The following is a 17,188-nucleotide window of genomic DNA, read 5'->3' on the forward strand; positions in this document are numbered from 1 at the left end:
AGCGCGGCCGGAAAGTTTCTATGAATGAGAGATTTATAAACTGATGGTTCAGCACTGGGCTGGATTGTTGACGGACTCAGCGCTATTGCCAATTGAATTCGCCGTTTTGCCGAATACCGTGCAAAGTCATGCCGTATTGTGCCAGTTCGCTGTCGTGCCATTGGTTGGCTTGGCGTAACCGGGCCATTTTTCGTAATTTTCGTTCCAGCCAGCTTTGTTGTAACAGACGGTAATTGTAGCGGTTGCCCAAGCCTTGTTTATCGGATAAGCCGCGTTCTTGTTTCATCGCGGTTTGGGTCACCGATCCGTAATGGTGTAGCCAAGATGCGCCGGTCATGGCACAAGCAATGCCGGCTTTTTCAGCCTCGTGAAAAAACAGCGTATCTTCGTAGCCGAGTAATTTGGGTACCGGTTGAAAATAGCCGATTTCATGCCACACCGAGTCGTGGATGGCTAAACAAACGGCATGCTTTCCGCCCAAACGCAGTGCCTTGGCCATTTTTAGCGAAGCATTGCCGGCAAACTCGTCGAAGTCGTAATCCAGTTTGCCTTCCACCAATGCCGGAGAAATGATTTTTAACTGGTTTTGTTCAGCGGTTTCGATCAAATTTTCCAACCAATTGGCGCTGGCAAGCACATCGTTGTTCATGACCACGGTCCATTCCGCCTGCAGCGCCAAAGCCCCCTGGTTCCAGGCGACGCCGCAGCCGAGGTTGGATTTGTTCAGAATTAAACCGCCGAGTCCCAAAGAGGCCAGATAGTCGCAAGTGCCGTCGCGGGAACCGTTATCCACCACAACCACCCGTTTTAAATCGACACCATGTTTGACCATGCTGTCGATGCATTGGCGCGTGTAATTGATTTGGTTGTAGCAGGCAAAAGTGATGGCGTATTGGTCTGATTTCATGTGTTTGGCCGGCAGGATATCAATCCCGCGATAGTTGGGTTTGGGCTGAAATGATCTGTGCTGAAATTCCGGCGATGACCAGTCCGTAAAATGAGCTTGTGTACTTAAATGTCAATACTTCGCTGCTGAGACTGCATAAAACCAGGCTGGTGATGTAGGCAAGGCCTAAACGGCAGGCATACTTCGACTTTTCCACGTCTCTGTTCCGCCAGCACACGGTTAGCGGAACCATGAACAAACCTATCACGGAGATGCCGCCCATGACGCCGGAGCGCAGCAAATTCGCCAATAGCTCATTGTGCGGGCCGTTATGCAGGATAGTTTCTCGGGCTTCGATACTGGCAAACGAACTTATCCAAGGGGCATCGAGGTAGAGCTTAAAATTGTGGTCGCCATATCCCTGTAATGGATTGTGTTTGAAAAGCTCCCAGCTAATTTGCCACATGGTCAGGCGTAAGCCCGCGGAGGTCTCGGTGTTACTGCCGTTAAGCCAAGAGCTGAGTTCGTAAATGCCGCTGAATACTCGGTCGAGCGTATAAGGCCTTACCAGGCAAATTAAAACGATGCCGGCCAATACCAGCAAACCCAGATGTTTCAAAATTTTCGGCGGCAAATTTTTTCGGTTTAAAACTGCCCATAAAACCAGTAGCGGCGGGATCGCTATCCAGCTACCGCGGGTTCCGGAGCCTAGAAGCAAGTAAATTCCGGCCAGGAATCCCGAAATCTGGTAAGCCAAGAATTTTAAATTGAGTTTATCCGGTTCGGTTTCTATGCCGAACAAACAAAAAGCAGTCAAAACCAAGCTATAGGTGCCGAACTCTGTCGGGTCTACCGCCGGCGTGGCGAAACGGCCGATCCAACGTTCCAGTGTTTCCGGGTGCGAATAAACGACCGGAATTAAAATGAGTAACGCGATTGGCGCGGAAAACGCAACGATTTTAGAAAAGTTAAGTTTTATCTGAAGAAAATAAAATAATACCGGGATGCAAAGCAAGATTCGGGAAGGGCCGTCGTAGGGCTTAAAGGACCATTCCTGCCTTACGATTTGGCTAACGAGTATTGCCAACACCGGCAAGGCCATAGTGATAATCAGCGGCAAAGCCGAGGTTATCTGCTTTTGGGCGCGGGCACGAAGCCATGCGCATTTGAAAACCGTGAGCGCGGGAAGTAGCAGCAGGAAAACCGTAATATTGGTCCAACTTCGGACCGATAAATAACCGATGATACTGCTGGCCGTGACGAGAATAACCGGCCAGTCGAGCCAGGAAGTTTGGTCATTTTCGATAAATTGGTTTCGGGATATAGCCATTTTCCGCATCGGTCTTTGCGTTACGCTGTCAAGAACATTGCAAGCTCGGAGCACCGTTACCGCTTCGATCGGGCATGTTGAGTGGGCTCTCTTCGCCGTAACGCATTTTTATAGGATGAAATTCAGTAGCTGAAATATTGAGCGGCCTGAGCATTACTTTTGCGTTTGTAAAAAATAGTCGGAGATCTGTTGCCGAAAAACTTTCGGTTCGTTTTTCAAATAATCCCGATAGTTGTCGAAAGCGCGGTAATGAGCGGCAAAATTGGCCAGTATGTCCCTGGCCAGCTGCGAAAACTCCGCTACAAACTCGGGCGCCGAGCTGTCCAATTTATAGCGCTTGAGAATAGGCAGGTCGATCTCGTTACCTGCGGAACCCAGAACGCCGGTGATTAGGCAGCAGCCGTGCATCGCCGCTTCCCTGGGCATTCGGTCGCGGCCGGGATGGTGGCCGAAGTCGATGTAGAGTTTCGCCGCATACAGTTGTTCCGATAGTTGTTCGCGGTTTAGGCCCTTCAGCGGGACGAATTGCCACTGCGGATTCGCGGCAATCAGCTTTTCCGTCACCTTTTTGCCTTTGTTGGGGTTATACAGGATGATGTCTTGCTTGGTATTGGCGAATTCCAGGTGGTTATCGTTCAGAAAATCTTCGTTGATGGAGTCGATCAGCGGAACCGGTTCGATACCGCACTGCTTAAGATAATCGGTCGCGTGTTGGGTCTGCGAGAAATGGATCATATGCTTCAAGGATCTGGCGCCTCTTAATGGCCGTTTTCCCTGAATCACTCGTTTTATATAACGCACCTTATCGTGCAGCGGCCAGATATGGCGCCGTTCCAGAAAGTTTTCCAAAGACAGCCACCAGATGGCGGCTTTGGCATGGCGGACTTTATTGGCCAATTGCGGATACACCTCCGGAAAAATAATCAGATTCCCGGCCGCATCTTCGTAATCCGCTATCGGGGCCGTATACCGCAGGTAGGGCTCCGGGGTGTTTGCCGATTTACCGAACGGTAAATAGGTAATGTAGGCCGGCAATCCGAGCTTATTCATATGATCGACCAACTGGTGCAAGGCTTCCGGTCCGCCGGTCACTGCTCCCGCCGGGCATACGACTAATATTTTTTTAAATTTGGGCACTGTATTTTTTGTAGAGTCGAATTTTTAAGGGCAAATGTTACGAGGTCGGGCGGAAAGTTTATCGGATTGGTCGGCTAAATATAGCCAAGCCGGTAACGATACAGAATTGGCGTCTCGGAGCATAATTATCCCTGCCGTAAAACTTCGGCGATAGTCTCGATGACCAAGCTCGCCGGCAGCCGATCCAGGCATTCGCTGTGGCTATTCCGGTGCCGGTCGCAACCCTCCAATTGGCAGGGGACGCAGTTGCGGTCCGCCCCCCCCTGTAACAAATAAACGTTACCGATGCGTTTGCTGCCGACCGAAGCGAATGGGCTGGTTCGCCCGACATAGCGGCAAGGCCACGGCGCCCATTTTTTCGGATCGGTTGGCCCGTAAAGCGCGATGGTTTCGGTGCCGGTGGCGGCAGCAAGATGGGTAATTCCGGTATCCGGCCCAATAAATAAGGCCGCCTGTCCGATCAACGCCGCCAACTGAGCCAGGGACAGTTGGCCGGCCATGTTGGTTACGGGAAACGCCAACTGCCGTTCCAGCTCTCGTAAACTCTCCAGTTCGGCCGGCTGTCCGCTGCCGGTCAATACTAGTTGGTAACCCGACCGATTCAAAAACGCCATCACACCAAGCCAGCCGACGCGGTGCCACTGCTTATAGCGCCACTGCGGCATAATGTGCAGCACGACGTAGGGATTGGCCGGCATTTGCGCCGGTGGCTCTGCGCATTGCGGTGGGTTTAAGCGGTAACACGGTTCGATGTTCAATACGTCGCAGAAGCGTAAGTTTTCCAATACCGCATGATCGTAATCGGCGCCGAAAACCAGCGACCGGTCCAGTAGCCGATTTTTCCACCAGGCTTTGCCAGGATCGTCCGGCACAAAACCGATAGCCGTTTTGCCTGCGGTACGTGCGATCAAGGTGGGGCGGTCGCCGGCTTGGGTAGAGATCGCCAAATCGTAGCTGCGGCGTATGCCGAATAGCAGTCTCAGAAATTGGCCCAAGCTTGGTTTGCTCGGCAACGGGATCAGTTTGCGGATGTCCGGGTTGCCTTCCAGCATGCCGGCGTTGGCGGCGGGCAGCAATACGTCGATTTCGGCATCGGCATAAGCTTGTTTCAAAGATCTGATCAGCGGGGTTACTAGCAAGGTGTCGCCCAAGTAACGCAAGGTGATTACTAAAATGCGTTTCGGATGTATATTGAGCGGCTTTTGGTTTTGCATTGAGCGCTGGTTGATCGGCATAAGCGCACATTTTAAAGGTAAATATATTGGACACGTTACAAAATTCGCAACGCACGATGACCGATGGCCAGGTTTACCGGCGCTTGCTGAAGTTCGTGCTGCCGTACTGGCGCTTGTTTCTGCTGGTTGCGATCGGCTTTGCGATTTACGCCGGCACCGAACCGGCCGTGGTGATGATCATCCAGCGCATCATCGACAGTTTCGGCGCCCCGGACCGTTCGAGTATCCAATATCTGCCGCTGGCGTTTGTGGTGCTGTTTCTGGTGCGCGGCGTCGGTTCTTTTTTGGGTAACTACTATCTGGCAAGGATTTCCGGCAATCTGATTCATAAATTGCGCTGCGAAATCTTCAACCAATATACGCGCTTGTCGGTTCAGTATTTCGATAGCCACAACAGCGGCTATATGATTTCGCGGATTACCAATAACATCGGCGAAGTGACCCGGGCGACGTCCGATTCGATTCGCTCTTTCGTGCGCGAGGGCTTTACCGCGCTGGGCTTGTTGGCTTACCTGGCTTACACCAATTGGCAGTTGTCGCTGGTGTTTCTGGCGCTGGCACCGGTGGTAGCGACGATGGTGCGTTACGTCGGCAAGCGCTTGAAGCGCCTGAGCCGCAATATGCAAGACACCGTTGGCGATTTGACCCAGATTACGTCGGAAACCGTAGCGGGCAACCGCATCGTTAAAAGCTTTGTCGGCGAGGCCTACGAGCGCCAGCGCTTTAAAGCCGCCAGTCTGGAAAATCGGGCTCAGCACCGCAAGCTGATGATGACGATTTCGTTGAACAATCCGCTGATGCAATTGGTGATTTCCTTCGCGCTGGCCGGCATGATGTATCTGGCGCTGATCATGATGAAATCGTCCAGCCCCGGCGAATTCGTCGGCTTTTTCACTGCCGCGTTTTTGTTGCCGAAACCGATACGCCAATTAAGCGACGCCAACTCCGAAATATTGCGCGGCATCGCCGCAGCCGAGTCCTTGTTCGAGGTGTTGGACGAGCCAGCCGAGAAAGACGAGGGCGATTACCAAATCGACCGCTGCCGGGGCCGGATCGAATTTCGCAATTTGAGTTTTTGGTATCCCGGTGCCGAAACGCCGGCATTGTACGATATCAACTTAACGATAGAGCCCGGACAGACCGTGGCTTTGGTTGGCGCATCCGGCGGCGGCAAAAGCACCTTGATCAATTTGTTGCCGCGTTTCTACGATTATCTGGACGGCGAGATTTTGATCGACGGTGTCGAGCTGAAGCGTTACCGTCTGGAAAGTCTGCGCCGGCAGATTGCGTTGGTCACGCAACATGTGACGTTGTTCAACACCTCGGTCGCCAACAATATCGCCTATGGCGCATTGCTGGGCGCGGAGCGGAGCATGATCGAACAAGCGGCGGTCGATGCTTACGCGATGGATTTTATTGCCCGGATGCCGCAAGGTTTGGATACCGAGATCGGCGAGAACGGCGTCAAACTGTCCGGCGGCCAGCGCCAGCGATTGGCGCTGGCGCGGGCTTTATTGAAGGATGCGCCGATTCTAATTCTGGATGAAGCTACCTCGGCGCTGGATACCGAATCCGAGCGCTACATTCAGGCGGCGCTGAACCGGGTCATGCAGGGCCGGACTACGCTGGTAGTGGCGCACCGTTTGTCGACGATAGAGGGTGCCGATGTGATTTTGGTGATGGATAAGGGCCGCATCGTCGAGCAGGGTTCCCATGCCGAGTTGTTGGCGCGCGACGGCGCTTATGCAAAGCTGCATAAAATGCAGTTTCAGGATGTGAACCCCGTGGCGCGGGGCGAAGGCTAGCGACTTAGGGCCCGCCGCAGCGATTCGGCGGCTCCGAATCGAGCCGTCAGAATTGCCGGGAATTTTTGCTATTGCGGAATACCAGCGGCTGTTCGTGATCGGCCATTGCCGTGGCACGGGCCGAGGCAATCGCCTCGTCTATTCGATGCCGTTCCGGTGACTTGCTGCAAACCGGATCGGTACTATACATGTCGCCGTTAAACAAATAGGCTTGGCAGCGGCAGCCGCCGAAATCCTTGTGTTTTTCGTCGCAGCTGCGGCAAGGTTCCTGCATCCACTCGGTGCCGCGGAAGAAATTGAAGGTTTTCGATTCGTTCCAAATTTCCTGAATACTGTAATCCTTGACGTTGGGGCAATCCAGACCTGGCAGTTCGCGGGCCGAATGACAGGGCAAGGCGGTGCCGTCCGGGGCGATGGTCAAAAAGGTGGTGCCCCAGCCGTTCATGCAGGCTTTCGGCCGGTCTTCGTAGTAATCCGGCACCACATAGTAAATCTTCATCTTGCCGGCCACTTTTTCCTTGTAGGCTTGGGCGATTTTCTCGGCTTCCTCGAATTGTTCCCGAGTAGGCAACAGCGCGTCGCGGTTGATGTGGGCCCAGCCGTAGTATTGGGTATTGGCCAATTCCAGATAGTCGGCGCCGAGGTTTTCGGCCATCTCCAGAATTTCCGGCATTTGGTGGATGTTTTCGCGGTGGATCACCACGCACAACACCATCGGGTAGCCGTGTTTTTTGATTAATCTGGCAACTTCCTGTTTCTGTTGGTAAGTCTTGGTGCCGGCGATATGGTCGTTGAGTTCCTGGGTGCTGGCCTGGATGCTGATTTGGATGTGATCGAGGCCGGCTTGTTTTAATTCGATAATCTTCTCTTCCGTCAAGCCATAGCCGGAGGTGATCAGATTCGAGTAATAACCCAGTTCGCGGGCATAGCGCACCAGTTCCACCAAGTCTTGCCGGGTCAGCGGTTCGCCGCCGGAAAAACCGAGCTGTACCGCGCCCATTTTACGCGCCTGGCTGAGTACGCGCTTCCAGTCGTCGGTGCTGAGTTCGTCCGGATATTTGGCGTAATCCAGCGGATTCGAGCAATACGGACATTGCAGCGGACACTTGTAGCTCAATTCCGCCAGCAACCAGCGCGGCGGCGTGATGTTAGCCTTGTTTGATCCAGCCATTTTGCAAAGCGATGTTCAGGAAATTGTGGATGTCGTTGCTCAAGCCGGTGGCTGCGAATTTGGTTTCCAGTTCCTCGACGATTTGCGCCGGATTATGGGCGCCGTCGCACAGCTTGAGGATTTCCGCCGAGCTTTGATTTAGCTCGACCATGCCTTCCGGGTACAGAATCACGTATTTTTGCTGGGCTTCTTCCCATTGCAGTCGGTGCAGCGGCGAGAATTGCAGGATTTGATCGGGATTAATGGTCATTGGGTTTTGTGATTGGGAAAAATTAGCAGTTCTACGCGGCTTCGATGTCTTCAAAAATTTCGGCCATCGGTATTTGAACGCCAAGGCTAGTCAGTTCGCAATCGACCTCGCCGAGATAATCGTGCAACAACCAATCGTTGTCGGCGGTGCGGCGGAAGCACTCGACCCGGCGGGCTTCGATATCGACGATCAAATATTCCATCAACGATTCCAGCTTGCGGTAGGCGACAAATTTGCCGCCGCGGTCGTAGTCGGCGGTCGATTCGGACAATACCTCGACGATCAGCGACGGGTTGGAAATATATTGCTGGTTGCCCAAGTCGCCAGGATGGCAAGACACCATCACGTCAGGGTAAAAAAAGGCGTCGGCTGCTTCGACTTTCAATTTCAAATCGGCCATATAAGTGCGGCACGGCGTGCCGCGCAAGCGTTGTTTCAAGGCGGACGCGATATTCAGGCTGACGACGACATGATCCTGTCGAGCTCCCGTCATCGCAAACACCTCACCGGCGACGAATTCGTGCTTCTCGGCCTGGGTTTCTTCCCAATCCAGATACTCCTCGGCACTGAAACGAAGTCGCTCGGCGGTTTGCATGGGTTACTGTTCGATGTTGAAATACGGCGGCATGTTGGCGACGTAGGCCAGATACATCGCATCGGCCATGGTCCATAACACGTCGAGCTTGAATTTCAGAATGTCCAGCATGCGTTCCTGTTGCTCGCGGGTTTTGTACCAGTCCAGCGTCAATTCCAAGCCGTGTTCGACGTCGCGGCGGGCTTCGGTCAGGCGCTTTTTGAAATAGGCATAACCTTCTTTCTCGACCCAAGGATACACGTCCGGCCAGTTGTCCAGGCGCTGTTGATGGATTTTCGGCGCGAACAGTTCCGTCAGCGACGAGCTGGCGGCTTCGTGCCATTCGGCGCGGCGGGCGAAATTGACGTAGGCATCGACTGCAAAGCGCACGCCGGGAAGAACGTGCTGCAACGACGTAATCTCTTCGCGGCTCAGGCCAACCGCGATACCTAGCTGTATCCACGCTTCGATGCCGCCGGTGTCGCCGGGATGGCCGTCGTGGTCCAGAATGCGTTGTACCCACTTGGCGCGGGTTTCGCGGTCTGGACAATTGGCCATGATGTTGGCGTCCTTGATCGGGATCATCACCTGGTAATAAAAGCGGTTGGCGACCCAGCCTTGCAATTGCTCTTTGGTCAGCTTGCCTTCATTCATCAGCGTGTGCATCGGATGATGAATGTGATAGAACTTTTCCATGCCGCGCAATTTGGCTTCGAATTCTTCGCGGCTCCAGGGTTGATTGTCAGCAGTCATGTAACACCTTTAGTTATAAGTCGATTTCCAAACCGTCGTAAGCCACTTCGATACCGCTGGCATCCAGGGTCTTACGCTCCGGCGAATCTTCGTCGAGAATCGGGTTGGTGTTATTGATATGAATCAAAATCTTACGGGCCTTGGGCACGCCGTTTAGCACTTCGATCATGCCGCCGGGGCCGGATTGCGGCAAGTGGCCGATCTCGCGGGCGCGTTTCTGGCTAATGCCGCGGACGACCATTTCATCGTCGGTCCAGAAGGTGCCGTCCACCATCAGGCAATCAACCGTTTGCATGGCCTTAAAAACATGCGGTTCGATCTCGCCCAGGCCTGGCGAGTAATATAGTTTTTTGCCGGTGGAAATCTGCTCGACGATCACGCCTATATTATCGCCGTCGTGCGGATCGTGGCGGTGCGGCGAATAGGGCGGCGCCTTGCTTTTCAATGCATGGGCGTAAATGCGAATGTCGTCTATGCCGGGAATCTCGAATGGCGTTTCGTCGCAGGCGATCGGATGATGGTTGACCGTGCAGTAATCTTTCAGCATCGTGAACAGCGGGAAGCCGCTGCTCAGATCCTGTTTGACCATTTCGGTGCAATACACTTCCAAAGGCTTGCCTTCGCGCAGCATCAGCATGCCGGTGGTGTGGTCGATCTGGCTGTCGATCAACAGCACGGCCTTGATACCGGTGTCGCGGATGCCGGTTTTGGGCTGGATGGCCGGAAAGGCTTCCAACTGCGCGCGAATATCCGGCGAGGTGTTGAACAGCAACCAGTTGCGTCCGTCGCTGCTGACGGCAATCGACGATTGGGTGCGGGCCTTGCCGTTGAATTCGCCTCTGCGGTAACGGCCGCAATTGTCGCAATTGCAGTTCCACTGCGGAAAGCCGCCGCCGGCGCCGGCGCCGAGAACTCTGATTTTCATGTCTGAATTGGATTGGTGAACGAGCGCCGCATGATACGGGATTGAAAAACGCCAGGCAAAAAAAAGGGGCAGGAATTTGCCCCTTTTTTGTGTTCAACCGCGATTATTAACGGTTGTAGATGTACATGGTAACTTCAAAACCGAAACGCATGTCGTTATAAGCAGGTGTTTCCCATTTCATTTGTATACCCTCCAGAGGTTTTGTTGTTGTGTGCGATAGCTTGATCGAGAAAGCTGCGCCGAAGTATACGATGAAGTTTTTCTTTGCGCAACAGAGCGGATTCACGATCATCAGCCTGTTTCGGAGGCGGTTGCGATGCCGAAAGTTCCCGGTTTACTGAGCCATTTTTAGCGCAGTAAAAATCAATACGAAGCCGAAGTAACGTTTCAGTCTGTCTGCCGGTAAACGGTGCGCCAACTTGGCCCCGATAGGGGCGGTGAATACGCTGGTCAACGCGATGCCGGCGAATGCTGGCAGGTATAGATAGCCGAAGTGGCCGTGCAACCAGTCGTTTTCACCCCATCCGAGGACTGCATAACTCGCCGCCGCGGAAAACGCGATCGGTACCGCACAAGCGCTCGACGTGGCAACCGCATTTTTGATGCCCATGCCACTGCCGGCCAAGTAAGGTACGGTCATCGTGCCACCGCCGATGCCCAATATCGACGATAGCCCGCCGATCAAAAAGCCGGCGATATAGTCGAGACGGTATGCGCTGGTTTGCAACATGGGTTTGTTTTGTCTCGGCCATAACATTCCGCTGCCGGTGAAGAGCAAATAGGCGATGAAACACCAGCGCAGCACATCCGGGCTAATGTGGTCGGCTGCTACTGCGCCGCCGGCAGCCCCGGCCAACAGGCTCGGAGCCAAACGCGGTACGCGTCGCCAGGCGATGTTGCCCAGTTGATGGTGGGTGTGTGCCGAAGCTGCCGACGTCAATAAGGCCGTCGCTAGGGACGTGGCGACGGCCGAAAGCATGATCCGTTCCGGGGCGAAGTCCTGGGTTTGGAACAGCCAGACCAAGGCCGGCACGATAATGGTCCCGCCGCCGATACCGAATAATCCGGCGGCAAGGCCGGCGAGCAGTCCGAGCAATAAGCTGGCGAAGAATATCTCAGTCATCAGGTTTTCGATCCGTGTTGTTTAGGTTGCGGGCAGAGCCAAGCATTTGTTTTTTATTAGGCTTTGGCTGCGGGTTTGTTCCGCGCATTCGGCGGTTGGAATAAGGCGGACGCCATCATAGCGACTCATTTATACTGTGTCTTTTTTGAAAATGCGGATTCGTTAGGCATGAAAACATATCTGGTCGGCGGCGCGGTGCGTGATCGTTTACTGGATTATCCGGTCGAAGAGCGCGATTGGTTGGTGGTCGGCGAAACGGCCGAGGCGATGCTGGCGCGCGGTTTTCGGCCGGTGGGAAAAGATTTTCCGGTATTTTTGCATCCCGACACCCATGAAGAATACGCCTTGGCCAGAACCGAGCGCAAAACCGGGAACGGCTATAAAGGCTTTGCCGTCCACGCCGCTCCCGACGTGTCGTTGGAAGAAGATTTGCAACGGCGCGATTTGACGATCAATGCGATGGCCATCGGCGACGACGGCGTATTGGTCGATCCGTTTCGCGGCCGGTTCGATCTCGAGCAAAGGTTACTACGGCATGTGTCGCCGGCTTTCAGCGAAGATCCGGTCCGTATTTTACGCGCGGCGCGCTTTGCCGCCCGATACGCTCATCTCGGCTTCCGGGTTGCCGATGAAACCATGGCGTTGATGGAGCGCATGGTCGCGGCCGGCGAGGCCGATTATCTGGTATCCGAACGAGTATGGGCGGAGTTGCACAAGGCGCTGTTGGAGCGCACGCCGCAGGCGTTTTTTCAGGTTCTGCGCGATTGCGGCGCATTGCGCGTCGTTTTTCCGGAAATTGATGCGCTGTTCGGTGTGCCGCAGCCGGAAAAATACCATCCGGAAATCGATACCGGAGTGCATGCCCTGATGGTGCTGGAACAGGCTGCGCGCCTGTCCGCTAAAGCCGAAGTGCGTTTGGCGGCGCTGCTGCACGATTTGGGCAAGGCCTTGACGCCGGCCGAGCATTGGCCTAGCCACCACGGCCACGAAAAAAAGGGTTTGCCGGTGTTGCAACGCTTTTGCGAGCGGTTACGGGTGCCGAAGCCGTTCAAAAGTTTGAGCGTGCAGGTCATGGAATACCACACTCATTGCCACCGGGCGTTGGAGCTGCGGGCCGATACCTTAGTCGACATGTTGCTGGCGATAGGCGCATTTAAGCCGGAAAATCGGCTGGAAGAATTTCTGGCGGCCTGCGAGGCTGACGCCAGAGGCCGTAGCGGTTTCGAAGGCTGCGACTACCCGCAAGCGGACTATATCCGCGCCGCCGCGGCCGCCGCGGCCGCCGCCGATACCGATGGCCTGCTTGGCCAAGGTTTGCGGGGCGAACAGATCGGTGCGGCGATTCGCAGATCGAGGATACAGGCCGTCAATAATTACAAAACCCGTTACCAATCGTCCGTTTTATGAATACCGTTCTGACTTCCGCCGGGCTGCTGGTGTGCAGCAATGTCTTTATGACCTTTGCCTGGTATGCCCATCTGAAAGAGTTGAACAATAAGCCGTGGTTGCTGGCTGCCTTGGTCAGTTGGGGTGTGGCTTTGTTCGAATACTTGCTGCAAGTTCCGGCGAACCGTATCGGCTATACCGCGCTCAGCGTCGGCCAGTTGAAGATCATGCAAGAGGTGATTGCTTTGAGCGTATTCGTGCCGTTCTCGGTGTATTACCTGAAGGAGCCGCTGAAACTGGATTATCTGTGGGCCGGATTGTGTTTGCTCGGCGCGGTGTTTTTTATCTTCAGGGCCAAATTCAATTAAACGAACACGGCAGCGGCCGCAACCACGGAATCCAATATGCTCAGTTACCGACACGGTTTTCACGCCGGCAATTTTGCCGATGTTATGAAGCACAGCCTGCTGGCTCTGACCATCGCAGCGTTGAAGCAGAAACCCAAACCTTTTGTATATATCGATACGCATGCCGGAGCCGGCAAGTACTCGCTTAAATCGGAATTCGCCGAGAAAACCGGCGAGTATCGGCAAGGCATCGTCCGGGTGTGGCGCGAATCGGAACCGCCGGCCGAATTGCGCGACTATCTGGCGGCAGTGCGCGCCGAAAATACCGGCAGGCAATTGGCGCGTTATCCCGGCTCTCCACAGTTGGTGAGGCGCTTGGTCCGGCCCCAAGATCGGTTATTATTGTCCGAATTGCACGGCTCCGACGCGACAGCATTGCAGCAATTGTTCGCCGGAGATAAGCAAGTGGGCGTGGCTAAGGAAGACGGCTTAAACATGCTGCCGAAAAAGTTGCCGCCGATTCAGCGCCGCGGGCTGGTTTTGATCGACCCAAGTTACGAGATGAGAGACGAATACAAAAAAGTGGTCGCCGCTTTGGTAAGCGCCTATCGGCATTTCGCCACCGGTATCTATGCGGTCTGGTATCCGGTCATCGAACGGGCCGCAACCGAAGCTTTCATCGCTAAGCTGGCCGAGACCGGCATTCCCAGGCAATTGCGCATCGAGCACTGCGTTGCTGACGACGGAGCCGGGAGAGGGATGACCGGTTCCGGTATGCTGTTTATCAATCCGCCGTGGCTGTTGGCGAGCCAGGCGCAAACGCTGTTGCCCTGGCTGGACCGGGTCCTGGCTGACGGTGGCGGGCGCTGGAAAGTCGAATGGACTGTGCCAGAGGCCGGTGCGGATAGCGGGTTACGGAAATAGCCATGTTGAGAAAAAATCTCGATTTGATCGTCGTCGGTTTCATCGTGCTGGCGCTCGTTATGTACGACGTGACGCTGGAATTGCTTGGCGAATTGATGCATCTGATGTTCGAGGGTCTGCACGTGGCTTTCGAGTACGTCGAGTTGGGCATTGAGGAGACGGTTGAGCTGGTGTTTCACGTGCTGGACGTCGGCGAGATTATCGAATATTTGTTCGAGTCCGATCGCCACGGTAGCCAAGTCGTGACCTTTTACATCCTGATGTCGATTATCGGTTTCGGATTTTACAAATTGTGGAAAACTCTGCCGCGGCTACACGCGTTTTTAAAACAGCGGCTATTGAATATCTGGGTCCGGCGCAAAACCGAGTTGCAACTGTACTGGTTGTCGCTCACCACCCGCAACAAAGTGGCCCTTGCCATTACCGTAGTGCTCGTCGCATACATCGCCTCGTTTTTCGTGATGTAGCTGCGGCGCTTTACCATACCGTTTTTGAGCTATCCGATGCCATTAGAACAAGTCACGCAATCCATTTTGGCCGGCAACGGCCTGCAAACCCAGGACATAGACCGAGTGATGTCCGCGCTGCTTAGCGCGCCGGTGGATGCCGCCGATATTTATTTTCAGTCCAGCCATTTCGAATCCTGGTCTTTGGAGGGCGGCATCATCAAGGAGGGCAGCCATTCCATCGAGCACGGTGCCGGGGTGCGCGCCGTCAGCGGCGATAAAACCGGATTCGCTTACAGCGATCGGATCGAGTTGCCGATTCTGCTGGAAGCCGCCAACAACGTTAAGGCCATTGTCCGCCATGGACAACAGGCGCAGCGTAGGGTCGAGAGCTATCGCAACGCACCTTGCCTGTACCGGCCCGTGAATCCGCTAAAGTCCTTGGACGATCGGCAAAAAATCGAACTGCTGATGCGGGTTGACCGGGAAACCCGCAAGTTGGATTCACGCATCGAAGAAGTTATGGTCAGTCTGATCGCCGCCTATGACCACGTGCTGATAGCGAACCAAGACGGCTCGTTGGCGGCCGACATCCGGCCGCTGGTGCGGATGAACGTCACCGTGATCATGGCGGCAAACGGTCGACGCGAACAAGGCAGCATGGGCGGCGGCGGCCGTAGCGACTACGCTTACTTTCTGGAGGACGACCGCGGCTTGGAATACGGCAGGGAAGCGGTGCGCCAGGCGCAAATCAATTTACAGGCTCAGGAAGCGCCGGCCGGCAATATGACCGTGGTTTTGGGCTCCGGTTGGCCGGGCATTTTGCTGCACGAAGCCATCGGCCACGGTTTGGAGGGGGACTTCAACCGCAAGGGGACCTCGGCCTTCAGCGGCCGAGTCGGCGAGCGGGTGGCTTCCGATCTGTGCACCGTGGTCGACGACGGCACGCTGCAAGGCCGGCGCGGTTCGTTGAACATCGACGACGAGGGCACGCCGACCGAAAATACCGTATTGATCGAGAAAGGCATTTTGAAAGGCTATATGCAGGATAAGCTGAACGCCCGGCTGATGGGAGTGGCTCCGACCGGCAACGGTCGCCGCGAATCCTATGCCCATCTGCCGATGCCCAGAATGACCAACACCTACATGCTGCCGGGGCAAAGCGATCCGGAAGAAATCATCGCCTCGGTCAAAAAAGGCCTGTATGCGCGTAATTTCGGCGGCGGCCAAGTGGATATCACCTCCGGCAAATTCGTATTCTCGGCCAGCGAAGCCTACCTGATCGAAAACGGCAAAATCACCCGGCCGGTGAAAGGCGCCACGCTGATCGGCAACGGCCCCGACGTACTGACTAAAGTATCGATGGTGGGCAACGATATGGCGCTGGACAGCGGTGTCGGCACCTGCGGCAAAGACGGGCAAAGCGTTCCAGTCGGCGTCGGCCAGCCGACGCTGAAAATCGATGGATTAACGGTCGGCGGCACCGGCGTCTGAAGCAAACAACTGCGAACGTATCGGCCTTCGCTCGTAACGATTAAACAAGAGATTTACCGTGCAAAACCAGCAAGAAATCAATCGATTAAAAGATGTTGTCCAGCAATTGTTGGACGAGGCCAGGTCGCAAGGCGCCACTGCCGCGGAAGCGGCGTTCAGCGTCGATAACGGCCTGTCGGTATCGGCTCGCCTTGGCGCAGTGGAAACCGTGGAATACCATTGCGACCAAGGTATCGGCGTCACGGTATATTTCGGCAAAAAGAAAGGCTCGGCCAGTACCAACGACATTTCAGCGGGATCGTTGAAGGAAACCGTCAAAGCGGCGTGCAGTATTGCCCGCTATGCCAGCGAAGACGAGTTTGCCGGGCTGCCCGATCCGGAGTTGCTGGCCACCGAGTTTCCCGATCTGGATTTGAATCATCCTTGGGCCTTGAACGCCGAGCAGGCTATCGACGTGGCGATCGAATGCGAAAATGCCGCGCGCGAATATAGTTCGGCGATCAGCAATTCCGAGGGGGCTTCGGTCAATACCCATCAGGGCACTAGGGTGTTCGGTAATTCCTTGGGTTTTTTGCAAGGCTACCAGTCCAGCCGCCATTCTTTGAGCTGTTCCGTGCTGGCGGGTAGCGGCGATTCGATGCAGCGCGATTATTGGTATAGCGTGGCGCGTAGCCCGCTCGATTTGGAATCCGCCGCGCAGGTCGGCGAAAAAGCCGCACAACGTACGTTGGCCCGGCTTGGGGCGCGGACTCTCGGGACTCGGCAATGCCCGGTGTTGTTTGCGCCGGAAATGGCTTCCGGTTTGATCGGCGCCTTGCTGGGCGCGATCAGCGGCGGCAGCCTTTACCGAAAATCTTCGTTTTTATTGGATAGTCTGGGTACGCGGGTATTGCCCGAGTTTGTGCGGATACACGAGCAACCGTTGTTGACGTGCGCACTAGGCAGTGCCAGCTACGATGCGGAAGGCGTGGCAACGCGGGCGCGCGACATTGTCTGCAACGGTATTTTGAAATCTTACATTCTCAGCACTTATTCCGCTCGCAAACTGGGCATGCAGACCACCGGTAATGCCGGCGGCGTGCATAACCTGATTGTCGAGCCGGGCGGACGCGATTTTGCCGATATGCTGAAGCTGTTGGATACCGGTTTGTTGGTAACCGAATTAATGGGACAGGGCGTTAATCGCGTTACCGGAGATTATTCGCGCGGAGCGTCCGGGTTTTGGGTTGAGAACGGCACGATTCAATTTCCGGTACAGGAGATCACGATCGCCGGTAACCTGAAGGAAATGCTGCGCAATATCGTCGCGATTGGCAAAGACGTGGACTTGCGCGGTAACATTCGGGTCGGTTCCATCTTGGTGGAGCGGATGGCCATCGCCGGCGAGTAGCCGTTGCCGTTT

18 protein-coding genes are annotated in these 17,188 nt (G+C 55.0%); 7 read left to right on the top strand and 11 right to left on the bottom strand.

The genetic code is table 11. From position 1 onward, the window contains the following. Positions 1-82 precede the first annotated feature (82 nt). The 4 genes from VXJ35_RS02730 to VXJ35_RS02745 all read right to left on the bottom strand — a co-directional run bounded on the left by VXJ35_RS02730 (position 83) and on the right by VXJ35_RS02745 (position 4,567). A complete protein-coding gene (locus tag VXJ35_RS02730) occupies positions 83-907 on the bottom strand; it encodes a glycosyltransferase family 2 protein (protein ID WP_064020394.1) in 825 nt (274 codons plus the stop codon). Between the two features lie 19 nt (positions 908-926). Beyond that, entirely contained in the window at positions 927-2,216 is a 1,290-nt protein-coding gene (locus VXJ35_RS02735) for an O-antigen ligase (RefSeq protein WP_064023336.1), read from the bottom strand. 153 nt (positions 2,217-2,369) lie between these two features. After that, positions 2,370-3,308, bottom strand: coding sequence for a hypothetical protein (locus VXJ35_RS02740; RefSeq protein ID WP_064020395.1), 939 nt, complete (start codon positions 3,306-3,308; stop codon positions 2,370-2,372). Between the two features lie 170 nt (positions 3,309-3,478). Beyond that, positions 3,479-4,567 carry a glycosyltransferase family 9 protein gene (locus VXJ35_RS02745; protein ID WP_064023337.1) on the bottom strand — a complete coding sequence of 363 codons (1,089 nt, stop codon included), beginning with the start codon at positions 4,565-4,567 and terminating at the stop codon, positions 3,479-3,481. A 77-nt stretch (positions 4,568-4,644) separates the two neighbouring features. Between VXJ35_RS02745 and msbA the strand changes: the two genes are divergently transcribed. After that, positions 4,645-6,393 carry a lipid A export permease/ATP-binding protein MsbA gene (msbA, locus tag VXJ35_RS02750; RefSeq protein ID WP_064023338.1) on the top strand — a complete coding sequence of 583 codons (1,749 nt, stop codon included), beginning with the start codon at positions 4,645-4,647 and terminating at the stop codon, positions 6,391-6,393. A gap of 46 nt (positions 6,394-6,439) precedes the next feature. Here the strand turns inward: msbA and pqqE are convergent, their stop codons facing one another. The 7 genes from pqqE to VXJ35_RS02785 all read right to left on the bottom strand — a co-directional run bounded on the left by pqqE (position 6,440) and on the right by VXJ35_RS02785 (position 11,189). Beyond that, on the bottom strand, positions 6,440-7,564 hold the full coding sequence (pqqE, locus tag VXJ35_RS02755) for a pyrroloquinoline quinone biosynthesis protein PqqE (RefSeq protein ID WP_064020396.1): 1,125 nt from the start codon (positions 7,562-7,564) through the stop codon (positions 6,440-6,442). Continuing rightward, positions 7,542-7,814: a pyrroloquinoline quinone biosynthesis peptide chaperone PqqD gene (pqqD, locus tag VXJ35_RS02760; protein ID WP_064020397.1), complete on the bottom strand. Its 273-nt coding sequence runs from the start codon at positions 7,812-7,814 to the stop codon at positions 7,542-7,544. The genes pqqE and pqqD overlap by 23 nt, the downstream gene beginning before the upstream one ends. A 31-nt stretch (positions 7,815-7,845) precedes the next feature. Next, on the bottom strand, positions 7,846-8,409 hold the full coding sequence (locus tag VXJ35_RS02765; protein WP_064020398.1) for a Uma2 family endonuclease: 564 nt from the start codon (positions 8,407-8,409) through the stop codon (positions 7,846-7,848). A gap of 3 nt (positions 8,410-8,412) precedes the next feature. Further along, positions 8,413-9,141 carry a pyrroloquinoline-quinone synthase PqqC gene (gene pqqC, locus VXJ35_RS02770; protein ID WP_064020399.1) on the bottom strand — a complete coding sequence of 243 codons (729 nt, stop codon included), beginning with the start codon at positions 9,139-9,141 and terminating at the stop codon, positions 8,413-8,415. Positions 9,142-9,154: 13 nt separating this feature from the next. After that, positions 9,155-10,066, bottom strand: coding sequence for a pyrroloquinoline quinone biosynthesis protein PqqB (pqqB, locus tag VXJ35_RS02775; RefSeq protein ID WP_064020400.1), 912 nt, complete (start codon positions 10,064-10,066; stop codon positions 9,155-9,157). Positions 10,067-10,172: 106 nt separating this feature from the next. Continuing rightward, positions 10,173-10,247, bottom strand: a complete 75-nt coding sequence (pqqA, locus tag VXJ35_RS02780) for a pyrroloquinoline quinone precursor peptide PqqA (protein WP_054760176.1) — start codon at positions 10,245-10,247, stop codon at positions 10,173-10,175. A gap of 153 nt (positions 10,248-10,400) precedes the next feature. After that, complete coding sequence (locus tag VXJ35_RS02785; protein WP_064020401.1) at positions 10,401-11,189, bottom strand: sulfite exporter TauE/SafE family protein; 789 nt, start codon at positions 11,187-11,189, stop codon at positions 10,401-10,403. 168 nt (positions 11,190-11,357) lie between these two features. On the opposite strand from VXJ35_RS02785, the gene VXJ35_RS02790 reads away from it, so the two are divergent. From VXJ35_RS02790 to pmbA, 6 genes are read left to right on the top strand one after another with little or no spacing between them, the layout of a single operon-like run. Further along, the gene (locus VXJ35_RS02790) at positions 11,358-12,596 is read left to right on the top strand and encodes a multifunctional CCA addition/repair protein (protein ID WP_064023339.1); all 1,239 of its coding nucleotides are present in this window, start codon (positions 11,358-11,360) and stop codon (positions 12,594-12,596) included. Next, the gene (locus VXJ35_RS02795; RefSeq protein WP_064020402.1) at positions 12,593-12,943 is read left to right on the top strand and encodes a DMT family protein; all 351 of its coding nucleotides are present in this window, start codon (positions 12,593-12,595) and stop codon (positions 12,941-12,943) included. The genes VXJ35_RS02790 and VXJ35_RS02795 overlap by 4 nt, the downstream gene beginning before the upstream one ends. Before the next feature lie 36 nt (positions 12,944-12,979). Next, positions 12,980-13,846: a 23S rRNA (adenine(2030)-N(6))-methyltransferase RlmJ gene (locus VXJ35_RS02800; RefSeq protein ID WP_064020403.1), complete on the top strand. Its 867-nt coding sequence runs from the start codon at positions 12,980-12,982 to the stop codon at positions 13,844-13,846. A gap of 2 nt (positions 13,847-13,848) precedes the next feature. Further along, positions 13,849-14,313: a hypothetical protein gene (locus tag VXJ35_RS02805; RefSeq protein WP_064020404.1), complete on the top strand. Its 465-nt coding sequence runs from the start codon at positions 13,849-13,851 to the stop codon at positions 14,311-14,313. Positions 14,314-14,349: 36 nt separating this feature from the next. Then, complete coding sequence (gene tldD / locus VXJ35_RS02810) at positions 14,350-15,786, top strand: metalloprotease TldD (RefSeq protein ID WP_064020405.1); 1,437 nt, start codon at positions 14,350-14,352, stop codon at positions 15,784-15,786. 58 nt (positions 15,787-15,844) lie between these two features. Next, on the top strand, positions 15,845-17,176 hold the full coding sequence (gene pmbA, locus VXJ35_RS02815; RefSeq protein ID WP_064020406.1) for a metalloprotease PmbA: 1,332 nt from the start codon (positions 15,845-15,847) through the stop codon (positions 17,174-17,176). The last annotated feature ends 12 nt before the right edge of the window (positions 17,177-17,188 follow it).

Origin of the sequence: Methylomonas sp. DH-1 (assembly GCF_046097555.1) — a bacterium.
GTDB classification, from domain to species: Bacteria; Pseudomonadota; Gammaproteobacteria; order Methylococcales; family Methylomonadaceae; genus Methylomonas; species Methylomonas koyamae.